Source organism: Xanthomonas arboricola pv. guizotiae (assembly GCF_002940205.1).
In the GTDB taxonomy this organism is placed as follows: Bacteria; Pseudomonadota; Gammaproteobacteria; order Xanthomonadales; family Xanthomonadaceae; genus Xanthomonas; species Xanthomonas arboricola_C.
In genome coordinates this window covers 57,122-77,738 of sequence record NZ_MDSK01000019.1, presented here as the reverse complement: position 1 = coordinate 77,738, position 20,617 = coordinate 57,122, and the positions used below count along the sequence as shown (strand labels likewise).

Sequence of the window (20,617 nt, the reverse complement as noted above, 5' to 3'; positions counted from 1 at the left end):
GACGACTGCGTTCACCGCGGTGCGGGTGCAGTCATCGGCATGTCATTCAGACCCACCGTTTCGGAACGCGCGGTCCGCTCCCGCCTGACGACCGTTCGCGACCTTCGTCCACCGCTCTCAGCCGCGCGGCGCCAACGCCGGTGGCGCCACTGCCAGCGTGGAGGTCGGCAGTGCCTGCGGTGCGGGGCAGTGGCCTGGATCCTGTTGCGTCTGCGCCAGCCACTGGTCGATCGGCCCACCCAGCAGATCCAGCCGCAGCGGCAGGCTCAGATGGGTTTCGCCAGGCAGCTCGACGTAGTGCGCGCGCGGGCTGGCCAGCGCCAGCGCACGCCCATGCGCGACCGGGATGTGCTGATCGGCATCGCCATGCACCAGCAGCACGCAGCTGCGCGTGTCGGCCAAGGCCTGCGTGACATCGACGTGGTCCAGGTCCAGCTGCAGCTGGCGGTCGGCGGCGGCGATCACCGCATCGATATCCTGGTCGGCATAGCGCCAGCGCGCATACGCGGCCACCGCCTGCCCACGCCAGCCATTCGGTTGGCTGGCGAGCAGGTGCGGGACCATGTCGCGAATGCCGCGCCCGGCGTTGGCGAAGGATTCCATCGCCACCACGCCGGTCACGCGCGGCCCGAGCTTGTCGGCGGTGAACAGCGCGGTGGCGGCGCCGTAGGAAATGCCGAACAGGTACAGCGGGCCACGGATCTCGCCACGCGGTTGCAGCGCATCGAGCACGTCGATCACGTCGTTGGATTCGCGCGTCCCGTAGCCGGACAGACCACCGCCGGAATGGCCGTGGTTGCGCAGGTCGATGGTGATCACCCGGTAGCCTGCCTGTGCGAGCTGCAACGACCAGGGCAGCAGCGAATCGCCATCCATCATCCAGCCATGCAACACCACCACGGTGCCGCGCGGCGTCGGTGGGGCCGTGGTGGGCACCTTGAAACTGAAATCGACATCCAGCGCATGCGCCGGATCGTCGCGCTGACCCACGTAGCGATACTGCATGGCGTACTGGCCGGGGTCGATCGCACGCCAGAAGATCGGCACCTGATCGCGCGTGACCACATGCCCGCTGCGGTTGGGCACCGTGGCGATGGTGGCGGCAATGCGCTCCTCGTCCAGCAGTGGCGAGGTGCCGCCGGGCGCAACCAGGCGCTCGCTGAGCGAGGTGGAGGACGAGGAACAGCCGGCCAGCCACAGGCAGGCGCAGGCCAGCAGAATCAGGCGCGTCATGGGCGAAGATCGATGGATGCAACGGCCGGGCAGCCTACGGCCTGCCCGACCCGCGCATCTACCGCCGTGCAGTGACAAAACGATGACAGCCCGCACTGCGTTCAGCCGCAGCAGCGCACTTGCTCCGCTTTGGCTGTCACCAATCCCCACTTCCGATTCCCGATTCCCGGCGGGCCAAGGCCCGCGCTACACCTCACGCAATGCGGTCGTAATCGGCAACCGCGCCGCCCGCAAGGCCGGGAACAGCCCGCCGACCAGGCCAATGCCCAGCGCCCATTTGAGCCCGCTCCACAACAGCTCCGGCGAGACCTTGAACTGGAACACGATCTGGCTGAAGTTGCTGCCCAGCGTGGACACGCTGTAACCATTGAAGATGGCCCAGGCGATCAGGCCACCGAGCAAGCCGCCGAGCAGCGCCAGCAGCATGGTCTCCAGCATCAGCGCCATGATCACCGGCGTGCCGCGGAAACCGATCGCACGCATCGTGGCGATCTCGCGCGCGCGCGTGGCCACCGCCGCATACATGGTGTTGAGCGCGCCGAACACCGCGCCGACCGCCATGATCGCGCCGATCACCGTGCCCAGGATGCTGATCAACCTGTTCAGGCCACCGCCCTGTTTGCCGTAGTAGGCACGGGTGGTTTCCACATCCAGCTTGAGCCGCGGATCGGCGGCCATGGCGGTCTTGAACTGGCTGAAACCGGCCTTGCCGGTAGTGCGCACGCTGATCGACTGGTAGGCGCTGCGGTTGTAGGTGGTGGCCAGCGTCTGCGCATCGGTCCACAGCTCCGAATCGTGCGCATCGCCGGAGGCGAACACGCCGACCACGGTCCATTGCTGGCTGCCGAGGGTGAGCGTCCTGCCCAGCTGCAGTCCGCGGAACTGAGTCAACGCGCCCTTGCCGACCACGATCTCGCGCAGGCCGGGGGTGAAGCGCCGGCCCTGCACCAGCCTGAGTTTGTCGTGCACCGCCCAGGCCTGCTCGCCCACGCCACGCAACTGCGCGTTGACGTCGGTGCCATCGGATCTGGAGGCGATGTTGACCACCTGCGAGAGTTCCGGCGACAGCATCGGGCGGCCGTTGGCATCGGCGGCGATGCCGGGCAGGCTGCCGATCAGCGGTACCAGGTCGCGGGTGATCACCGAATTGGTTTCGGCTTGCGAGCCGCCGCGCAGAACAATCGCGGTGGTGTCGTCGCCGGTGCTGTTGAGCGTGGCCTGGAAGCCCTGGCCCATCGCCAGCATCGCCACCAGCACGCCGACCACACCGGCGATGCCGACCACGATCACCGAGCTGGCACCCCAGCGTTGCGGCAGCGTGGCGATGCCGATACGTGCAGCGGCCAGTGACAGCCGGCCGCTGCGCGTGACAACCAGCCACACCGCCAGCAAGGCGGCGGCGACCAGCACGCCGATCCACGGCAGCGCGATCCACACGGCCAACCCGACGGCCAGCGACACGACCGACAGCAGGTTGACCAGACGGTTCTTCCATTGGGTTTGCATCTGCATGCTCCTGTCAGCGGCCGGCGAGGGCATCGACGATCTTCAAGCGCTGCGCGCGTCGCGCCGGCAGCACACCCACCACGATGCCGATGCCGGCCATCAGGCCCAGCCCGACCAACCAGGTCTGCAGCGGCACGCCCTGCACCGGCATGACCCCGCCGCTGCGTGCGGCCACCAGCGGGATCACCAGCGACGCCAGACCCATGCCGATCAACCCGCCCAGGCCGATCAACAGCACCGACTCCACCATCACCAGACTCAACACGGTGCGGTCCTGAAAGCCCAGCGTCTTGAGCGTGGCCAGCTCCGGTATGCGCTCGCGCACCGCCTGCGCCATGGTGTTGCCGGTCAGCAGCAGCAAGGTGAAGAACACCGCGGCCATGATCGAGGTGACGATCAGGCCGATATCGGCGAACTGTTTGATGAAGGCCTGCTGGAACGCCGATTCGGTCTGCGACTTGGTTTCATGATCGGAGTTGGCCGACAACGCGTCGATCGCCTGCGCCACACGCGAGGCCTGGTCGGCGTTGCGCAACGTCACCGTGTACCAGCTGACCCTGCTCTTGATGTAGTCGTTGGACTCGTCGAAGTATTTCCAGTTCATCATCAACTGGCGTTCCTGGTTGGCCGCCACCGCGCGGTCCTTCATGCGGAAGATGCCCACCAGTTGCAGCGGCCAGTCGTTGCTGCCGCCACGCGGGAAGATGGTGGCCTGCAGCGGAATGGTGTCGCCGATCTTCCAGCCATTGGCCTTGGCCAGGGTCTCGCCGACGATGGCGCCGGTGCGCGTGGTCTGGAACGCCTTGAGCTGTTCCTTGGGCAGCTCGTACTCGCTGTAGACGTCGAAGAAATTGGGCGCTACCGAAAAGTTCGGGAAGAAATTCTTCGGGTCGCGGTAGATGCCGCCGAACCACATCGCCGAGGTCACATCGCGCACGCCCGGCACGCTGCGGATCTGCGGCTCCAGGCTGATCGGCAGCGATTGGGTGATTGACAGGCGCGAGGCCACCACCAGGCGGTTCACGCCGCTGACGCTGCCGCCGGAGGTGAAGGCCACGCGCACCGAATCGAGCATGCCGAACAGCAGGAACGCCGCCACCACCGACAGCAAGGTCAACAAGGTGCGGGTCTTGCTGCGGAACAACTGCGCCCACACCAGCCAGAGATACTTCATGGCAGCACTCCCTTAGAGCACGAGCGGCGCATCGGCCAGCTCGCCCTTGTCCAGATGGATGGTATGGGTGGCGTACTCGGCGGCCTTGGGGTCGTGGGTCACCATCACGATGGTCTTGCCGTGTTCGCGATTGAGTTCCTGCAGCAGGCGCAGGATCTCCTCGGCGTTATGGCGGTCCAGATCGCCGGTGGGTTCGTCGCAGATCAGGAACGTGGGGTCGGACACGATCGCGCGTGCAATCGCCACGCGCTGCTGCTGGCCGCCGGACAGTTCGCTGGGCTTGTGGTTGCGGCGTTCCTGCAGGCCGACCAGGGTCAGGGCGATTTCCGCATTGCGCTTGCGTTGCGCGGCGTTGAGCGCGGTGAGCAGCAACGGCAGCTCCACGTTCTTTTGCGCGGTGAGCATCGGCATCAGGTTGTAGAACTGGAACACGAAGCCGACGTTGTGACTGCGCCAGGTCGCGAGCTGGCCGCCGCTCATGCGGTCGATGCGCTCGCCCTGGATCTCGATCTCGCCACCGCTGGGGTTGTCCAGCCCGCCGATCAGATTGAGCAAGGTGGTCTTGCCCGAGCCGGACGGACCCATCAACGCGACGAAGTCGCCGCTGGCGATCTCCAGGTCGATGCCGTGCAGCACCTGCACCTGCTCGGGGCCGCGTTGGTAGGTCTTGGTGATGTTGCGCAAGCTGACGAGAGCGGTCATGGCGACTCCTGACGGTGTAATGGAAAGAGGCAAGCGCGATGCGGCATGGCGACTGCGATCGCATGAGGCGGCAACACGGCAACACGGCCACACCCCAAAGCGGCGGCGCTGCCCACCTGGTGACTGCAGTTACCGGCAGAGTTACTCGGCAGCGGCCGCGTCGGCTTCGGCCACCGTGTCGCCGTCTTTCAGGCCTTTTGGCGGATCCAGCACCACACTGTCGCCCGCACGCAAACCCGACACCACCTGGCGGTCCTCGCCCATCACCATCCCGGGAGTGACCGTCTTCATGCTGACGGTGTTGCGCTCGCCGACCACGAACGCGACCGTGCGCGTGTCGCGTTCGACCAGTGCCGCAGCCGGCACGCGCACGCCCTGCGGCTTGCTGGCCTCCTGCGTATTGGCCCGTTCCAGAAAGCTCACCCGCACGCCCATCTCCGGCACGATGCGCGGGTCCTTGAGCTTGAGCGCCACGCGCACCTTCACCGTGGCCTTGCCGCGGTCGGCAGTGGGAATGATGGCGATCACCTCGCCGGGAATCTTCCATTCCGGGTACGCGTTGAGCACCGCTTCCACCGGCATCTTCGGCTGCACGCGGCCGATGTAGGACTCGCCCACTTCCACTTCGATCTCCAGCGATTCCATGTCCACGATGGTGCCGATGCCGGTGCGGGTGAAGCCGCCGCCGGCCGACAGCGGCGAGACGATTTCGCCGGGCTGCGCGGCCTTGGCGGTGACCACGCCGGCAAACGGCGCACGCACCACGTTGAAGTCCGAGCGGATTGCCGAGATCGCCAGCTGGTCCGATGCCACGCGCACATTGCGTTGCGCATTCTGCAGCTGTGCGCGCAAGGCATCGCGCTGTGCGGTGGCCTGCTCGTACTGCGAGCGCGACACCAGTTGCGCACCGACCAGCGATTGCAGCCGCGCCGCATCGGCATTGGCCACTGCCAGTTGCGCCTGCATGTTGTCGACCTGGCTGCGTGCGGCCGACAGCTGCGATGCCGACAGCGTGCGCTGCGCATCGGCATCCAGCGGGTCCAGCGTGGCCATCACCTGGCCTTGTTCGACGCGCATGCCTTCTTCGATCATCACCTCGCGCACCTTGCCGGTGACCTGCGCCGACACCGTGGCCATGCGCCGCGCCACCACGTAGCCCGATGCGTCCAGCACCGAGGCACTGCTGCTGCCGGCGCTGATCGCCACCACCGCTGCGGTCTGTACCTTCGCCACCGGGCGACGGGTGAACCACCACGCCGCGGCCGCCAGCAGCACGATGACGATCACGGCGGCGATGATCCAGCCGCCGCGCCGTGCAGGTTCGGGGGCGGCAGGACGCTGGCGGTCGATGCGGAGTTGCTTGAGCAGATCGGCGGAAGTATTCATCGATGACCAGGACGGGATGCTGCGCGAAAATGTGACCGGCCGCGGGCGGCGCCGCAAGCTGCCGGAAGTCACCAATGCGGTTGCGGCGACGAACGGTAGCGCGACCAACGCTGCTGCCAGGTGCTGCGCAGCATGCGACCGCGATGGCGGCATCCACCAGTGACAGCTGTCACCTGCCGTGCATGACAGCGGCAACTGGCCGCGCCCTTCAGGATGGGCGAGGCTGCAGCATCGGGCGCCCGGTCGGGTCCGGCAGTGGCAGAATCCGATCACCCACATGGACCCACCCCGATGCGCGTGTCGTTACCCGCCTGGCTTCGTCCCGCCGCCAATTCGCAGGTTGCCGCGCGGCTGGCGCAGGGCCAGTCGCCGTGGATGGATGGCGTACATCTGCTGTGGTCGAGCTGGGTGTTCGTGGTGCCGGTGTTTTCCCCGCGGGGGTACGACAGCACCTGGCTGCTGTGCACCCTGCTGTCGTATCCGGTCTTCCTGCTGCTGTATGCGCGCATGTTGCTGGCGCCACGCGGCACCCTGTATCGCTACGCCTGGGCGATGGGTGTGCTCAGTGCCGCGTTGCTGCCGGTGTATCCCTCGGGGATCAGCTATTTCGTCTTCGCCTGCCTGAGCCTGCCCCCGTCCACACGGCAGGCCCTGTGGCGGCACTTCGCGATGCTGGTGGTGATGAACGTGCTCTACCTGGGCTGGGCGCACTGGCTGGGAATGCGCCTGCAATCGCTGGTGTGGCTGCCGGTGTCGGTGCTGGGCATGGCCGGTGTCGGTGCGGTGTACAGCATCAACGAACGCAAGGACGCGTTGCTGCGCCTGTCGCAGGACGAAGTGCGCCGGCTGGCCGCCACCGCCGAGCGCGAACGCATCGGCCGCGACCTGCACGATCTGCTCGGCCACACCTTGTCGCTGGTGGCACTCAAGTCCGATCTGGCCGCGCGCCTGATCGCGCGCGATCCGCAGGCCGCGCGCGGCGAGATCGATGCGGTGGCGCAGATCTCGCGCGACGCCCTGGCGCAGGTGCGGCGTGCGGTCACCGGCATTCGCGCCGCCGGGCTGGTGGCCGAGCTGGCGTCGGCGCGGGTGTTGCTGGAGATGGACGGCATCGTGCTGGAACACGCACTGGAAACGCTGGCCTTGCCGCCCGAACACGAAACCGCACTGGCACTGGTGGTGCGCGAAGCGGCCACCAATGTGCAACGGCATGCGCAGGCCAGGCGGATGCGCGTGAGCCTGCGCGCGCAGGGCGAGCAGGCGGTGCTGGACATCAGCGACGATGGGCGTGGCGGGGTGATCGTGCCCGGCAATGGCCTGGACGGCATGCGCACACGCCTGCACGGCCTGGGCGGCGCGCTGGAAGTGGAAGCGCTGCCGCGCGGCATGCGCCTGCGCGCCAGCGTGCCGTTGCCGCAGCCCACGCTGGCGACGGCGCAGCCGCCCTTGCCGGTGCCGCTGCTGCCACCGTCGCGCTGATCGCGCACACGTCCACCGCATTGCACGCAATGCACGGCGGGCCCAAGCGCTGCTATCGTGCGCCACCGTTGTCTGCATATGAGCGCGCGCGATGATCCGGGTGTTGTTGGCCGAAGACCAGGCGCTGCTGCGTGGCGCGTTGGTCGCCTTGCTTGGGCTGGAAGACGATATCGAGGTGGTCGGCAGCGCAGGCGATGGCGAAACTGCCTGGCGCGAGCTGCAACGCCTGCAGCCGGACGTGCTGATCACCGATATCGAAATGCCTGGCCTGACCGGTTTAGAGCTGGCCCAGCGCATCCAGCGCCAGGCACTGCCGCTGCGGGTGATGATCGTCACCACCTTCGCCCGCCCGGGATTTCTACGCCGCGCGCTGGATGCCGGTGTGGCGGCGTATCTGCTCAAGGACGCGCCGGCCGAACAACTGGTCGGCGCCCTGCGTCAGGTGCAGCGTGGCGGGCGGGTGATCGACCCGCAACTGGCGCTGGACGCCTGGGTCGAAGCTGATCCCTTGAGCGAGCGCGAGCGCACGGTGTTGCGGCTGGCCGGCGAAGGTCGCTCGGCCAGCGAGATCGCGCAGCAGTTGCAGTTGTCGCATGGCACGGTGCGCAATTACCTGTCCGAATGCATCGGCAAGCTGGGCGTGGCCAATCGCATCGAAGCGTATCGGCTGGCGCGGCAGAAAGGCTGGCTGTGAACCAGTGAGGCAGGCGCGTTGCGTTGTCAGCGGGCGCAGCACGGGGTGGCATGGGCTGCGCATCGGATGTGCACTGCCGCAGCGAACAGCTATTCCAAATAAGGCGAAAAGCATGCCCTGCAGGCGCGGGTACACTGCCGGGCCAGAACGATCCCTGCGAGCGAACGGCATGAAATCCCTGTGGCTGTTGGGCCTGCTGATGGTGTGCGCATGCAACGCGTCTGCCGAGCAGTTCAAGATCCTGGTGGCGGCGATTCCCAACCAGTATCACCACGACTATATCCCGGTCGCCAAGCCGCAGTTCGAAGCGATGGCGCGCAAGCATTATGTCGAGGTGGTGTGGGCGTGGAATGCCAAGGCCTTCGATGGCGATCTATCGCAATATGCGGCGATCGTGCTGCTCAATACGCCGGCCACCGATCTGGATCCCACGCAGCGTGCGAACTTTCAGACCTACGTGCGCAACGGCGGCGGCGTGGTGGCGGTGCACAAGGCGTTTGCGATCAAGCGCGGTGACTGGGAATGGTACGACCACCTGATCGGCCGCTCGTTCCGCACCCATCCGTACATGCAGACCGCGATGGTCGACGTGGTGGACGCCAACTTCCCGGCCACTGCCGGCCTGCCCGCGCGCTGGGTGTGGACCGACGAATGGTACGAATACGATCCGCCGTACAGCGACGACCTGGTCACGCTGATGACGGTGGACGAAACCAGCTACGACCCCACGCTGATCTGGCCGGGCCAGGTCGCCAAGGGCATGGGCAAGCAGCACCCGGTGGCCTGGTACCACCACTTCGAAGGCGGCCGCGTGTTCGCCACCGCGCTCGGCCACCTGGCCGAGGCCTACAACGACCCACGTTATCTTGAGCATCTGTACGGCGGGATTTACTGGGCCGCCACCGGCAAGGGCATCGAAGCATCCGCGCCAGCGGCCAAGTCAAAACGCCAGCGTTAAGCACTAGCCCCTCTCCCTGCGGGGCGAGAAGGCACGGTTTGCGCGCCACTGGCGCGCGTGCCTTGGAGCGCCCGCGTCGCAAACGCGGGCCGGGGCGCGGAGCCGGGGTTGGGGTGAGGGTACGCGGCAACGCCACTCCAGACGGCGGCGAACCCGATGCTTCGCCCGCACCCCCATCCGCCCCTGCGGGGCACCTTCTCCCGACGGGAGAAGGGAAACCAAAGCCCCTCTCCCTGCGGGGCGAGAAGGCACGGTTTGCGCGCCACTGGCGCGCGTGCCTTGGAGCGCCCGCGTCGCAAACGCGGGCCGGGGCGCGGAGCCGGGGTTGGGGTGAGGGTACGCGGCAACGCCATTCTAGACGGTGGTCAACCCGATGCTTCGCCCGCACCCGCATCCGCCCCTGCGGGGCACCTTCTCCCGAGGGGAGAAGGGAGCCGACACCCATCCATCAACGCGCAGACCGCCCGCCACGCGCCATGCTGGAAAACACGCCATCGCGGCGTACCCAGGCATGGAACAGCGCCGCGCTCAGATGGCCCAGCACGGTGGCGAACAACAGGTACGCCAACCAGCCGTGCGCGCTGCGCAACCAGGCGTAGAGTGCTGGGTCATGCGGCGCGATCGGCGGCAACTGGGCACCCGGCCACAGCACGACCGGATAAGCGCCGGCCGACAGCATCGCCCAGCCGATCAACGGCATGCCCAGCATCAGCGCATACAACAACCAGTGCGAAGCGGTCGCCGCGGCCTTCTGCCAGGCCGGCAGGTCGGCCGGCAGCGGCGGCGGGCGGTTGCGCAGGCGATTGATCAGGCGCAGCACCGCCAGGATCAGGATCGCAATGCCCAAGGGGCGATGCAGATCGATCAACCACGGCCGCTGCGTCACCGACGCCACCATGCCCACGCCGACGAACAGCATGGTCAGGATCATCGCGGCCATCAACCAATGCAGCACGCGTGCGGGCAAGTTGAAGTGGGTATGGCTGCTCATTGGCGTCCTCCCTTGCCGGTGGCGGCGCTGCCCGTGCCATTGGCGATCTCGTGCTCGCGCCGGTTGAACGATTGCGCATACACCGACGAACGCGCCGCCAGGATCGGGTCGTTGGATCCGGCGATGCCCTTGGGCAGGATCAGCGGGTCGTAGTTCAGGTCGCGGCACGGGCCGGTGGCCTGCGGCTCGGCGTGGTCGATCGACACCGTGCCGGCGACGATCTGCTTGCGGCCTTCCGGCCACGGCTGCGAGGGATCGTCCACCGCATCGCCCGGCTCGGCCATGGTCAGCACCAGGTCCCAGCGCAGCGGCCCCTGCGCCAGGCGCGTGTCCAGATCGGTGGCGAGAAAATCGCCATCGGCCTGCGCGCGCTGTTCAGCACTGAGTTCCTGGAACGGGGTATGCGGACGCATCGACCAGCGGATGTAGCGCTCGCGTCCATCGGCGGCAATCGCGCGGAACGCATTCACCCCGTTGTATTGCGTGTTGGCCCAGCTGTTGGACCACGGTGCGGTCTTGGCCCACTGCTCGAACTTGGCTGCTTCCGGATACTGCTTGCCGAACGCGGCCAGCTTGGCCGGGTCGGGCTTGCCGGTGGCCGGGTCCGGCCTGGAGGCCACGTTCAATGCCTGGAAACCGGCCGGCGTGGCCACCACGAAGAACGGAAAACTGTTCATCGCGGTGCGCCATTCCTGCCCGTCGTCGCTGCGCAACAGCAATGCCATGCTGCGTACGCGTGCCGCACCATCGGCGCCATGCGGGTCGCCACCGCCGATCGACAGACGCCCGAGCACCGGCGTGCTGGCCTGGCTGAAGATGCGTGCCGACGACAGCCAGGTGGCCTTGCCGCTGGCCTTGAATTCCCCGCTCACACACACGCCCTTGGTGTGCGCGCGGCGAAAGCCCGGATGCGGCGGCCCGCTGGCTTCGATGGTGTCGGTCATGCGCGCGGCGGTGAGCCGGTCGCCACCGATCCAGCCGGCGGTCCAGGCGAACGCAACCGCCAGGCCGCCGGCAATCGCGGCGATCCCCAGCAAGGGCGCCACGCGAACGCGTCCATGCTGTGGCGGTGGGGAAGGAGGTGGCAAGGTCATGGCTGGCTCCAGGGGCCGGTGCGGTGAGTGGTCGATGCAGTGAGACGACGTGCAGGCCGACTTATTCCCGTGATCGCCCAGGCGTTGCGGCACGCGCATCGAACGTGGGAATAGTCCACGCTCCAGCGCGTCTACCGTGTGATGCCACCACCAAACCTGCCGATGGATGCTCTGGACGATGACCAACTGCGTGCGGTGCTGCCGGCGCTGCGTCGCTTCGCGCGCTCGCTGAGCGGCGAGCCCGCCAGCGCCGACGACCTGGTGCAGGCCACGCTGGAACGTGCGCTGCGGCGTTGGCGCAGCCGCCATACCGCCGAGGCCCTGCAGCCGTGGCTGTTCGCCATCCTGTACCGGCAGTTTCTGGACGGGCAGCGCCGCGCGGCGCGCTGGCAGCGCGTGGTGGGCCTGTTCGCGCCGCAGCAGCCCAGCCGGTCCGCATCGGCCGAGCAGGTGCACGACGGCCGCGCCATGCTGGCCAGCCTGGCGTTGCTGCCGCCGGAACAGCGCGCCTTGCTGCTCCTGGTCAGCGTGGAGGGTTTCAGCTACCGCGAGGTGGCCGACACCCTCGGCATCCCGATCGGCACGGTGATGTCGCGGCTGTCGCGTGCGCGCGAACGCCTGCGCGCATTGAACGAAGGGCATGTGAACCACGCACCTGCATTGAGGATCCTGAAATGAGCAGCACGCCGCCGCCTGACGAACACGCACTGCACGCCTATGTCGATGGCCGGCTGGAGCCGGAGCAATGCGCAGCGGTGGCCGCCTGGTTGCAGGCGCACCCGGCGCAGGCCGCGCGCGTGGCCGGCTGGAAACGCGATGCCGAAGCGCTGCGCGCCGCGCACGCCGGCCTGGAGCCGGAGATCGCCACGCTGGCGCTGACGCCTGCGGCGATTCGCCGTGGCCTGCAGCAGCGCCGCCGGGCCATCTCTGCCATGGCCGCCAGCTGCGTGCTGGCGCTGGGTCTGGGCACCGGGCTGGGCTGGCAGTTGCGCGAGAGCCGGTTCGCCAGCCAGCGCGTGCCGATGGCCGATGCGGTGGCTGCCTACCGCCTGTTTGCCGATACCGACGCGCACCCGGGCGTTATGTTGGACGTGCGGCGCCGCGCGGAGTTGGAGCCGTGGTTGCGCACGCATTTCGGCAATGCCGGTGTGGTGCCGGATCTGCGCGCGCAGGGCTATGTGCTGCGCGGCGGGCAGCTGCTTTCCACGCCCGAAGGCGCGGCAGCGATGCTGGTCTACAGCGATGCCGACGGCGCGCGTATCGGTCTGTATCTGCGTCCACGTAGCGGGCCGATGCCTACCGGCGAACGGCGCGATGGCCGTCTACTGGCGCAATACTGGGCCGAAGGCGAGACCGCGTTTGCGCTGGTCGGCCCGGCGACGCAGACACGCATGCGCACGATCGCGCCGTTGCTGCGCAGCCAGGGATGACCGGCGCGACTTGAGGCGCGTGTTGATGGCCCGCACGCGTTGCGTGCGCGGCGAGCTCAGCCGCCGTAGCGTTGCTGAAGCATCGCAAAGGCCGAGCGCAGCGCCAGCGCCTCGCCGCCCGCCGGGCGGCCGGGGCGGTCGCTGTCGTTCCAGGCGTACACGTCCAGATGGGCCCATAGCTGGCCCGGCGCGACAAAGCGCTCCAGGTACAGCGCGGCGGTGACTGCGCCGGCCATGCGCGAGCCGGCGTTGGCCATGTCGGCGACATGGCTGTTGAGGTAACGCAGATACGGGCGCCACAGCGGCATGCGCCAGACCGGGTCGCGGGTCTGCTCGCCGGCACGCAGCCAGGCCTGCGCCAGCGCATCGTCGTTGGCGAACAGCGCGGGCAGGTCCGGCCCCAAGGCGATGCGTGCGGCACCGGTGAGCGTTGCGAAATCCAGGATCAGATCGGGGCGCTGCTCGGTGGCGTAGCTCAGTGCATCGCACAGCACCAGGCGGCCTTCGGCATCGGTGTTGTCCACTTCCACCGTGACGCCGGCGCGGGTGGTGATGACTTCGCCCGGGCGGAACGCATCCGGGCCGACGGCGTTTTCCACCGCGGCAATCAACAGGGTCAGTCGTACCGGCAGCTGCTGCGCCATCACCAGGCCGGCCAGCGCCAAGGCATGCGCCGCGCCGCCCATATCCTTCTTCATGTTGCGCATGCCATCGGCCGGCTTCAGATCCAGCCCGCCGGTGTCAAAGCACACGCCCTTGCCAACCAGCACCAGATGCGGATGCGCCGCATCGCCCCATTGCAACTGGATCAGCCGCGGCGCCCGGTGCGAGGCGCGCCCGACCGCGTGGATGGTGGGGAAGTTCTGCGCCAGCAATTGCTCGCCAACGATGGCGTCGACCTGGGCGCCGTGCGTTTGCGCCAGTGCGCGCGTGGCCTCTTCCAGATGCTGCGGGCCCATGTGCTCGGTCGGCGTATTGACCCAGTCGCGCACGCGGATGCAGGCCTCGATCAAGGCGCGCGTCTGCGGTGTCGGCGTGGCGGCCAGTTCGGCCGGTGCGCGCGGTACCTTGCGGTAGCGCGAGAAGCGGTACGCACCCAGGCCCCAGCCCAGGTGCAGCAGCGCCTGTTCGCTCTCGCTCAGCGTGTTGGCCAGCATCCAGCGGCTGGCCGGCGGCAGCGCCATCGGTGCATGCGCGTAGGCGTAGGCATCGGCGCGGTCGCCGATGCCCAGCACCGCGCCGGCTAGCCCCTGTTCGCCCGGTAGCAACAGCACGCTGCCCGGCGCGGCATCGAACCGTTGCGCCTGTGCCCACGACAGCACGTGCGTGGGCTGCTCGGCGCACCAACGTGCAAAGCCTTCGCGGTCGAGCACATGCAGCGGCAAGGCTGCGGCGTTGGGATCGATAAAACCGGTGAGCTGCGACATGGAAATCCTCGGAGGCGGCGCCATGCGCCGAGCAAAAAGTGGCTCAGGCGGGAAGGCGGATGCCGGCGTGTGCGGGGTCGGGGTGCGGCTGCTGCGCGTCCAGCCAGTCGGCCAGCCCGGTCATGGAGTCGAACTCCAGATCCGGTTGCTGGGTCGGGTGCGACCACTGCGCTCCATCACGGTTGATCCAGCAGGCGCGCAGCCCGGCATCCAGCGCGCCCAGCACGTCCATGTGCACGTGGTCGCCCACATGCAGCACCTGTGCCGGCGGTGCATCCAGCCGCGCGCATGCGGCCAGGAAGATGCTCGGGTCGGGCTTTGCGCTGCCGTGTTCGCGCGAACCCAGCTGAAACGCGAAGTGATGCATCAGCCCGATGCGTTGCAGATCGGCATTGCCGTTGCTGAGCGCCGCCACCGGCACATGCGCGGCGATGCGCGCCAGCGCGTCCAGTGCATCCGGGTAGCACTCCACCTGGTTGCGCGCGGCGTAGAATACGTCGTACGCAGGCTCCAGCAAGGCCAGATCGCCGCCGCTCTCGCGCAGCGCCATTTCCAGCGTCAACCGCCGCAGCGCGCTGAGATCGTGGTGCAGGTGCGGGTTGTCGGCAAAGCTGCGCTCGCGCAGTTCGCGCATCGCCTCCACCGGAAACCGCTCGGCGGTGACCGGGCTGTGCTGGCGCATCCAGCTGTGCACCACCTGGTCGATCCGCGCCCCGATCGGCGCAAAGGGCCACAACGTATCGTCGAGGTCGAGGGTGATGGCGCTGATGTGGAAGCTCATCGCGAGATTGTAATGCCGGGAATGGGGAGTCGGGAATCGAGAATGGGTAGAGCGCAGCCACTGCTCTTGCGATTCCCGATTCCCAACTCCCGATTCCCTGCTACTCCAACAGCCGCGCCCAACGCTGCATTCCCTCCACCCGGCTCAGCACCATCTTGATGCAGACCAGCAGCGGGACCGCCAGCAGCAGGCCGACCATGCCCCATAGCCAGCCGAACAGCATCAGCGCCAGGATCAGCATCAGCGGCGAGATGGCCATGCGGCGGCCGAGCACGATCGGGGTGACCACCTGGCCTTCGATGGTGTGCAGCGCCAGGTACAGGATCGCCGGCAGCATCGCCGACAAGGTGGTGCGGAATTCCACAAAGCCCATCAGCAGCATCAGCATCACGCCGATCAACGGGCCCACATACGGCGCGAAGTTGAGCAGCGCCACCACCGTGCCCCACAGCAGCGCTTCGGGCAGCGGAATCTCGAGCACATACAGAATGCCGGCGAAGACCAGCCCGACCAGCGTATTGATCACGCTGATGGTGAGCACGTAGCGCGAGACCTCGCGCTCGATGTCCAGCATGATTTCGGTGGTGAAGCGTTGCTGCTGTCGGTTAGGCAGCAAGGCGATCGCATGCCGTTGCAGGCTTTCGCCGTAGACCATGAAGAAGAACGTCAGCAGTACCACCGCAAGCACCGAGGCGGCCAGCTTCGGCGTACGCACCAGCGCCTTGTAGGGGTCGTCCATCTGCGTGCGCACGATCTGCACGCTGCGCTGGCCGTCGCCGCCGGCCGCGCGTGCAAAGTTTTCCGCAGCCTGGTTGGCCTGCATCACCGGCTTGGTGAAATCGCGCACGTCGCGCGCGATCTGGCGCATTTGCCGCGGCGCTTGCTGTACCCATTCGGCGGCCGGTCCGGCCAGCTGCGCGGCCAGTGTCACGGTACCGGCCAGGCCCAGGCACAACACCATCAAGGCGCCAAGAAAGCGCGGGATATACAGCTTGCGCAGGCCGCGCAGGATGGGGTTGCCGATCAAGGCGAAGAAGGCCGCCAGCATCACCGGTAGGATGATCGTCTGTGCAGCCCATAGCGTATAACCCACCGCAAGCGTGGCCAGCACCACCAGCGAGACCGGTGCGCGTGGGCGCGGTGCCGGTGGCGGCGGAAGCGAATCTGCCGCAACGGCAGCATCCATTGAATCGACGGGAAGAGTCATGCGCGCCCTGGCAACAGACTGGCGTGCTGCCAGCGGTGGGCCATTATCGGCCGAACGCGTCAACGCCGCGCACAGAGGGCGTGCGCGCAGCGTCAGTCCTTGATAGCGTCAAGGGCGGACTCTGCCGCGCATCAGGCGGCGAGTACCCGCAGCGTGGTCCCGAGCGATGCTCGGGAACGCGCCATCATGCAGCGCGGTCGACCGGCGCCTGCACCACCGTCACCGGCGGACCGGCGGCGACTTCTTCGGCACTGTCTGCGGCGCGTTCGGCCTGCTCGGAGGCTTCCTGCGCACGGTGTGCGGTGAACAACGCAGAGATCGTGCTGATCATCTGCAGAATCTTCGGGATGCCGCCCAGCTTGTTGGCGATGCTGCCCAATGCCGCCTGCGGTTCGTTGCGGCCGGTGACAAAGCCCAGGCCGAAACCGACCACCACGATCCGCAACGGTGACCACCCGGCACGCCAGGTGGCACGCAATTGTCCCCAATGCGCGCGCGTTTCCTGGGCGCGCCCTTCCACCAGGAATTCGGCGCGTTCGACGCGCTGACGCAAGGTGCCAAACTTCATGTGCGTGCTCCATTGGCAGCCGATGCGTGGGCATCGTCGTCGTCGCTGCTGTCATCGAAGATGCCCAGCTTGACCAGCTGACGACGTGTTGCATTCAGGCCGGTGTGGTCGAAGTAGAAGAACACCCGCCACGCGGCAATACCGGTGACCAACAAGCTGGCCAACGCGGTAAAAAACATCGCCTGGAACCATGACAGGCCGGCGCGTTGCAGCAGCGCGATGATCGCACCCGCCAGCAACAACCACGACGACGCGCCGAAGACCACGGCAACGCAGGCCCAGGCCAGTCCACGCCCGAAGGCACTGCGTGCCAGTTGCAGGTCGGCCGACACCAGCCGGCGCAACGCGCGGCTGGTGTCCTTGGCCGAGCCCAGCGTGGCGCCGCCGGCTGCACCGACCGCACGTACGCTTTCGTCCAGTCCTGGCGTTTCCGGGCGCGCGTCGGACGCGTCGGAGGCGGCAGCTGTAGAGGCCTGATCGCTCACGACTTAGTTGTCGTTGCTGCGTGCCAGCTTGGCAATGATCCAGCCGGTCGCAAACGCGACACCGAATGCAGCCAGCGGACGCTCGCGGATCAGATCGGTGGCGCTTTCCAGCAGGTCGTTGCCCTTGCTGACCAGCACGTCGAGCTGCTCCTTGGCAGCGGCACCGCCGAACTCGGCAGCCGCCATGCCGGCCAGTGCGGTGTCGGAGAGCTCCGCCTTGACGTTGGCGCGGCCAAGCTTGAGCTCATCGCCTGCGGCGCTGGTGGCGCCCTTGACGGCTTCGCCCGCGGCGCTGGCGGCAGACTTCAGGTGGGTGCCGGCTTCGCTCAGATTTTCTTTCAGCTGGTCGGTATTGGTGGGGCTCATGCGATATCTCCTTCGGTCATGGATGGCAGCCGCGACAGCGTGCGGGCGGAGTGCAGCAATAGCATCGCCGCGGTGTAGGAGGTGTTAGTGCACGCCCATGGCAGTGCACGCCACGTCAACGCATCAACGCGTCGTACTGCGCGTTGCCACGCAGGATGCGCACGACCAATTGCTGCGGCTTGCGCTGGAAATTGGCGCGCCAGCTGGCCAGATCGGCAAACTCGCCCACGCTGCTGGCCACGATCACATCACCGTTGACCAGACCATTGGCTGCGGCACGACTGCTGCGTTTGACCTCGCTGACCATGACGCCGGTGATGCCGGATTGGCGCAACGATTCGGGCAGATCCACGAAGGTGGCCCCGCCCAGGCGTGGATCCAGCATGTCGCCGGTGACCGCGCGGTCCTGCTCCTTCAGTTTGGCGGTGAGGGTGAGCGGTTTGCCATCGCGGCGAATCTCCAGCCTGACCGCGCTACCGACTGCCTGCAGGCCTTCGTAGTTGTGCAGCGCCTCGGCGCTGTCCACGCGCTGGTCGTTGGCTGCCACCACCACATCGCCTGGCTGCACGCCTGCTGCGGCCGCCGCGGACCCTGGCAACACGCGCGTCACCAGCGCGCCGCGCAACGAATCCACGCCCAGGCCCTGCAGCATCTGCTGGGTGAGGTTCTGGGTTTCCAGCCCAAGCGTGCCGCGCACCACCACGCCCTTGGTGACCAGTTGCTCCACCACGTTGCGCGCCAGGTTGGAGGGAATCGCCAGGCCCAGGCCGATATTGCCGGCCATGCTGCCCTGGGGATTGAAGCTGGCGGTATTGATGCCCACCAGCTGGCCCTGCAGGTTGACCAGCGCACCGCCGGAGTTGCCCGGGTTGATCGAGGCATCGGTCTGGATGAAATTCTGGTAGCCCAGCCCGCGGATCCCGCTGCGGCCCACCGCCGAAACGATGCCGGAGGTGACGGTCTGGGTGAAGCCGAACGGGTTGCCGATCGCCACCACGAAGTCGCCCACGCGCAGCGCATTGCTGTCGGCCAGCTTGATGTCGGTGAGGTTGTCGGCCTTGATGCGGATCAGCGCGATATCGGTATCGGCATCGGAGCCGATGAAATCGGCCTTGAGCGTGCGCCCGTCGCCAAGCGTCACCTGCACATCGTCGGCATTTTCGATGACGTGGTGGTTGGTCAGCACATAGCCTTTTTGCGCATCGATGATCACGCCCGAACCCAGCGACTCGTTGATGCGGTCCTGCGGCACCTGCGGAAACAGCCGGCGCAGGATCGGGTCGTCGAAGAACGGGTTGCGCACGCGCACCACTTGCTTGGTATTGACACTCACCACCGCCGGCATTGCCTGTTGCAGCATCGGTGCCAGCGACGGCACCGGTTGCCCGGCGACGGCGGCCGGCAACGCGGCGGCCGCGGGCAGGCTAAAGGTGGTGGCGGCACCGGCCGGTGCGGCCTCGGCGCGGTTATCCATCCAGGCATTGATGCCGGTGGCGGCAAATCCGCCGAAGGCAGCGGCCAGGGAAAGGGTCAGCAAGGTGGGCAGCGGGCGCATGCAACGAGTCCGGGTTACGCGGTGGAAGAGGAATAGGGCGTCTGACTGCGTAAATCAAGCTGAACGAGAGTGCCAGCGGGCAATTTAACGCCTGGTGAAAGCGCCGCCGAGCCCTTGCCGGCACTGCGTTGACAGTCGCTTGAGCCCGGCGTAGCGTCCGCTTGATCCGATGCCTGTTCAGCATACGCATGCCGCTGCGCATCGCCCGCGTTTTCAGCACTGATGCCTTAAGGAGGGTCCTATGAGCAACGGCAATGGTGTGACGGCAACCCTGTCCGAGGCTGTCGATAGCGTCAAGAGCACTGCCACCGAACTGGGTGAGACCATCGCCAGCACCACCAGCGACGCGGTGGCCAGCGTGCAGGACGCGGCCGGCACGGCGGTGGCGGAGGTCAAGACCCGCGTCGCCAAGGCCCGCAAGGCGGTGGTCAAGGTCGAACAGCGCGTCGTCGAAAAGGCCGGCGATGCAGCCACCGCGGTCAAGCGCAGCGTGGCCAAGACCAAGCGCTCGCTGGTGTCGGGCAAGGAGGCCGCCAAGGACAAGTTGACCGCCACCAAGGATGCCGCCAAGCAGAAGCTGAGCAGCACCACCGATGCTGCCAAGAAGAAACTGGCCAACACCAAGGCCAGCGCCAAGCAGAAGCTGGAAACCGCCAAGGCCAATGCCAAGGCCGAAGCCGCAGCACTGAGTGCCAAGACCGCGGCCAAGAGCGCAGCGCGCAAGAGCGCAGTGGCCACGGTGGGCGTGCGTGCGGCGGCGAAGAAGGCTGCGGCCAAGGCGGCCCCGGTCAAGAAGCCGGTCGCCAAGACCATCGTCAAGCCCGCCGCCAAGAAGGCACCGGTGGCCAAGCAGACTGCCACCAAACAGGCCGCAGTAAAAAAGGCCCCGCTCAAGAAGGCGGTGACCAAGACCACCCTGAAGAAGGCCGCCAAAGTCACCAAGACCCCGGCCACGCGCACCGTGGCCAAGACCACCGCCGCCCGCAAGGCGGTGGGCAAGAAAGTGGCCAAGCGGGTCACGCGCTGATCCTGCAGCACCAAGATGGTATTGCGCGCTGACGACGCGTTGACCGTGCAGACTGACAAAGGCCGGCGCTGTTGGTACAGCGCCGGCCTTTTCTGTGGTGTGATCTTTAACGAGGCGATCGCTTGCTTGCTGCGCTCATGTGATCGGGCGAGTGACTGGATCTGACATTTGAACCGGATGGGCATCTGTCCGCACCGCTCGCCAGATGCGGGACATCAAGCCACTCTCCTCACGGAGCGAGAAGGTACGGCTTGCATGCAATGGGCGCGTGTACCTTGGAGTGCCGGCGCCGCAAGCACGGGTTGGGTGCGCAGCGGCGCTGGGGTGAAGCCGACGAAGCCGCATGTCGTTCCGAGTTCGCGAGGCTTCGCCCGTACCCTCATCCGCCCCTGCGGGGCACCTTCTCCCGGTGGGAGAAGGAAACTGGAAGCCATCGCTTCCGCTAATCCGAATCCCGAATCCCGAATCCCAGCTACTCCATTCCCTTGACCAACTGCTCGGCGCCCTTGCGGATACCGGCCTTGGCCGCGTCGTAGGCGCCCAGGCTGGCCTTA

Annotated in this window: 20 protein-coding genes and 1 pseudogene; 6 read left to right on the top strand and 15 right to left on the bottom strand. The window is 67.3% G+C overall.

Features of this window, described 5'->3' with window-relative positions:
• Positions 1-117: 117 nt before the first annotated feature.
• From XarbCFBP7408_RS12955 to XarbCFBP7408_RS12935, 5 genes are all read right to left on the bottom strand, one after another.
• Positions 118-1,233 carry an alpha/beta hydrolase family protein gene (locus tag XarbCFBP7408_RS12955; RefSeq protein WP_104563300.1) on the bottom strand — a complete coding sequence of 372 codons (1,116 nt, stop codon included), beginning with the start codon at positions 1,231-1,233 and terminating at the stop codon, positions 118-120.
• Positions 1,234-1,419: 186 nt separating this feature from the next.
• Positions 1,420-2,745: an ABC transporter permease gene (locus tag XarbCFBP7408_RS12950; protein WP_429001384.1), complete on the bottom strand. Its 1,326-nt coding sequence runs from the start codon at positions 2,743-2,745 to the stop codon at positions 1,420-1,422.
• Between the two features lie 7 nt (positions 2,746-2,752).
• On the bottom strand, positions 2,753-3,913 hold the full coding sequence (locus XarbCFBP7408_RS12945) for an ABC transporter permease (RefSeq protein ID WP_046344898.1): 1,161 nt from the start codon (positions 3,911-3,913) through the stop codon (positions 2,753-2,755).
• 12 nt (positions 3,914-3,925) lie between these two features.
• The gene (locus XarbCFBP7408_RS12940) at positions 3,926-4,615 is read right to left on the bottom strand and encodes an ABC transporter ATP-binding protein (protein ID WP_104563299.1); all 690 of its coding nucleotides are present in this window, start codon (positions 4,613-4,615) and stop codon (positions 3,926-3,928) included.
• Positions 4,616-4,756: 141 nt separating this feature from the next.
• The gene (locus tag XarbCFBP7408_RS12935; protein ID WP_181106516.1) at positions 4,757-6,001 is read right to left on the bottom strand and encodes an efflux RND transporter periplasmic adaptor subunit; all 1,245 of its coding nucleotides are present in this window, start codon (positions 5,999-6,001) and stop codon (positions 4,757-4,759) included.
• A 291-nt stretch (positions 6,002-6,292) separates the two neighbouring features.
• Here XarbCFBP7408_RS12935 and XarbCFBP7408_RS12930 point away from each other — a divergent pair, with 291 nt between their 5' ends.
• The 3 genes from XarbCFBP7408_RS12930 to XarbCFBP7408_RS12920 all read left to right on the top strand — a co-directional run bounded on the left by XarbCFBP7408_RS12930 (position 6,293) and on the right by XarbCFBP7408_RS12920 (position 9,132).
• A complete protein-coding gene (locus XarbCFBP7408_RS12930; RefSeq protein ID WP_065048495.1) occupies positions 6,293-7,480 on the top strand; it encodes a sensor histidine kinase in 1,188 nt (395 codons plus the stop codon).
• Between the two features lie 91 nt (positions 7,481-7,571).
• Positions 7,572-8,174, top strand: a complete 603-nt coding sequence (locus tag XarbCFBP7408_RS12925; protein WP_016902640.1) for a response regulator transcription factor — start codon at positions 7,572-7,574, stop codon at positions 8,172-8,174.
• A 169-nt stretch (positions 8,175-8,343) separates the two neighbouring features.
• The gene (locus tag XarbCFBP7408_RS12920) at positions 8,344-9,132 is read left to right on the top strand and encodes a ThuA domain-containing protein (protein WP_104563298.1); all 789 of its coding nucleotides are present in this window, start codon (positions 8,344-8,346) and stop codon (positions 9,130-9,132) included.
• A gap of 448 nt (positions 9,133-9,580) precedes the next feature.
• Here the strand turns inward: XarbCFBP7408_RS12920 and XarbCFBP7408_RS12910 are convergent, their stop codons facing one another.
• The gene (locus XarbCFBP7408_RS12910) at positions 9,581-10,123 is read right to left on the bottom strand and encodes a cytochrome b (RefSeq protein WP_104563296.1); all 543 of its coding nucleotides are present in this window, start codon (positions 10,121-10,123) and stop codon (positions 9,581-9,583) included.
• The gene (locus XarbCFBP7408_RS12905; RefSeq protein WP_104563295.1) at positions 10,120-11,217 is read right to left on the bottom strand and encodes a catalase family peroxidase; all 1,098 of its coding nucleotides are present in this window, start codon (positions 11,215-11,217) and stop codon (positions 10,120-10,122) included. Before XarbCFBP7408_RS12905 ends, XarbCFBP7408_RS12910 begins: the two co-directional genes overlap by 4 nt.
• 162 nt (positions 11,218-11,379) lie before the next feature.
• On the opposite strand from XarbCFBP7408_RS12905, the gene XarbCFBP7408_RS12900 reads away from it, so the two are divergent.
• Both XarbCFBP7408_RS12900 and XarbCFBP7408_RS12895 read left to right on the top strand, forming a co-directional pair.
• The gene (locus XarbCFBP7408_RS12900) at positions 11,380-11,895 is read left to right on the top strand and encodes an RNA polymerase sigma factor (protein WP_104563294.1); all 516 of its coding nucleotides are present in this window, start codon (positions 11,380-11,382) and stop codon (positions 11,893-11,895) included.
• The gene (locus XarbCFBP7408_RS12895; RefSeq protein ID WP_104563293.1) at positions 11,892-12,647 is read left to right on the top strand and encodes an anti-sigma factor family protein; all 756 of its coding nucleotides are present in this window, start codon (positions 11,892-11,894) and stop codon (positions 12,645-12,647) included. Before XarbCFBP7408_RS12900 ends, XarbCFBP7408_RS12895 begins: the two co-directional genes overlap by 4 nt.
• 56 nt (positions 12,648-12,703) lie before the next feature.
• Here XarbCFBP7408_RS12895 and XarbCFBP7408_RS12890 read toward each other — a convergent pair whose 3' ends face one another.
• The 7 genes from XarbCFBP7408_RS12890 to XarbCFBP7408_RS12860 all read right to left on the bottom strand — a co-directional run bounded on the left by XarbCFBP7408_RS12890 (position 12,704) and on the right by XarbCFBP7408_RS12860 (position 19,036).
• Entirely contained in the window at positions 12,704-14,074 is a 1,371-nt protein-coding gene (locus tag XarbCFBP7408_RS12890) for a leucyl aminopeptidase family protein (RefSeq protein ID WP_104563292.1), read from the bottom strand.
• A 43-nt stretch (positions 14,075-14,117) separates the two neighbouring features.
• Positions 14,118-14,855, bottom strand: a complete 738-nt coding sequence (locus XarbCFBP7408_RS12885; protein WP_104563291.1) for an HAD family hydrolase — start codon at positions 14,853-14,855, stop codon at positions 14,118-14,120.
• A 100-nt stretch (positions 14,856-14,955) separates the two neighbouring features.
• Positions 14,956-16,062: an AI-2E family transporter gene (locus XarbCFBP7408_RS12880; RefSeq protein WP_104563290.1), complete on the bottom strand. Its 1,107-nt coding sequence runs from the start codon at positions 16,060-16,062 to the stop codon at positions 14,956-14,958.
• A 184-nt stretch (positions 16,063-16,246) separates the two neighbouring features.
• A complete protein-coding gene (locus tag XarbCFBP7408_RS12875; RefSeq protein ID WP_104563289.1) occupies positions 16,247-16,630 on the bottom strand; it encodes a hypothetical protein in 384 nt (127 codons plus the stop codon).
• A complete protein-coding gene (locus tag XarbCFBP7408_RS12870; RefSeq protein WP_104563288.1) occupies positions 16,627-17,115 on the bottom strand; it encodes a hypothetical protein in 489 nt (162 codons plus the stop codon). Before XarbCFBP7408_RS12870 ends, XarbCFBP7408_RS12875 begins: the two co-directional genes overlap by 4 nt.
• Positions 17,116-17,118: 3 nt before the next feature.
• Positions 17,119-17,481, bottom strand: a complete 363-nt coding sequence (locus tag XarbCFBP7408_RS12865) for a hypothetical protein (protein ID WP_102251076.1) — start codon at positions 17,479-17,481, stop codon at positions 17,119-17,121.
• A 115-nt stretch (positions 17,482-17,596) separates the two neighbouring features.
• Positions 17,597-19,036 (bottom strand): Do family serine endopeptidase, encoded by a 1,440-nt coding sequence (locus tag XarbCFBP7408_RS12860; protein ID WP_104563287.1) that lies wholly within the window; start codon positions 19,034-19,036, stop codon positions 17,597-17,599.
• Positions 19,037-19,277: 241 nt separating this feature from the next.
• Here XarbCFBP7408_RS12860 and XarbCFBP7408_RS12855 point away from each other — a divergent pair, with 241 nt between their 5' ends.
• On the top strand, positions 19,278-20,063 hold the full coding sequence (locus XarbCFBP7408_RS12855) for a histidine biosynthesis protein HisIE (protein ID WP_104563286.1): 786 nt from the start codon (positions 19,278-19,280) through the stop codon (positions 20,061-20,063).
• 472 nt (positions 20,064-20,535) lie between these two features.
• Here XarbCFBP7408_RS12855 and XarbCFBP7408_RS12850 read toward each other — a convergent pair.
• Positions 20,536-20,616 (bottom strand): annotated as a pseudogene (locus XarbCFBP7408_RS12850) (DUF3313 domain-containing protein); the annotation flags it as partial.
• Position 20,617 lies beyond the last annotated feature (1 nt).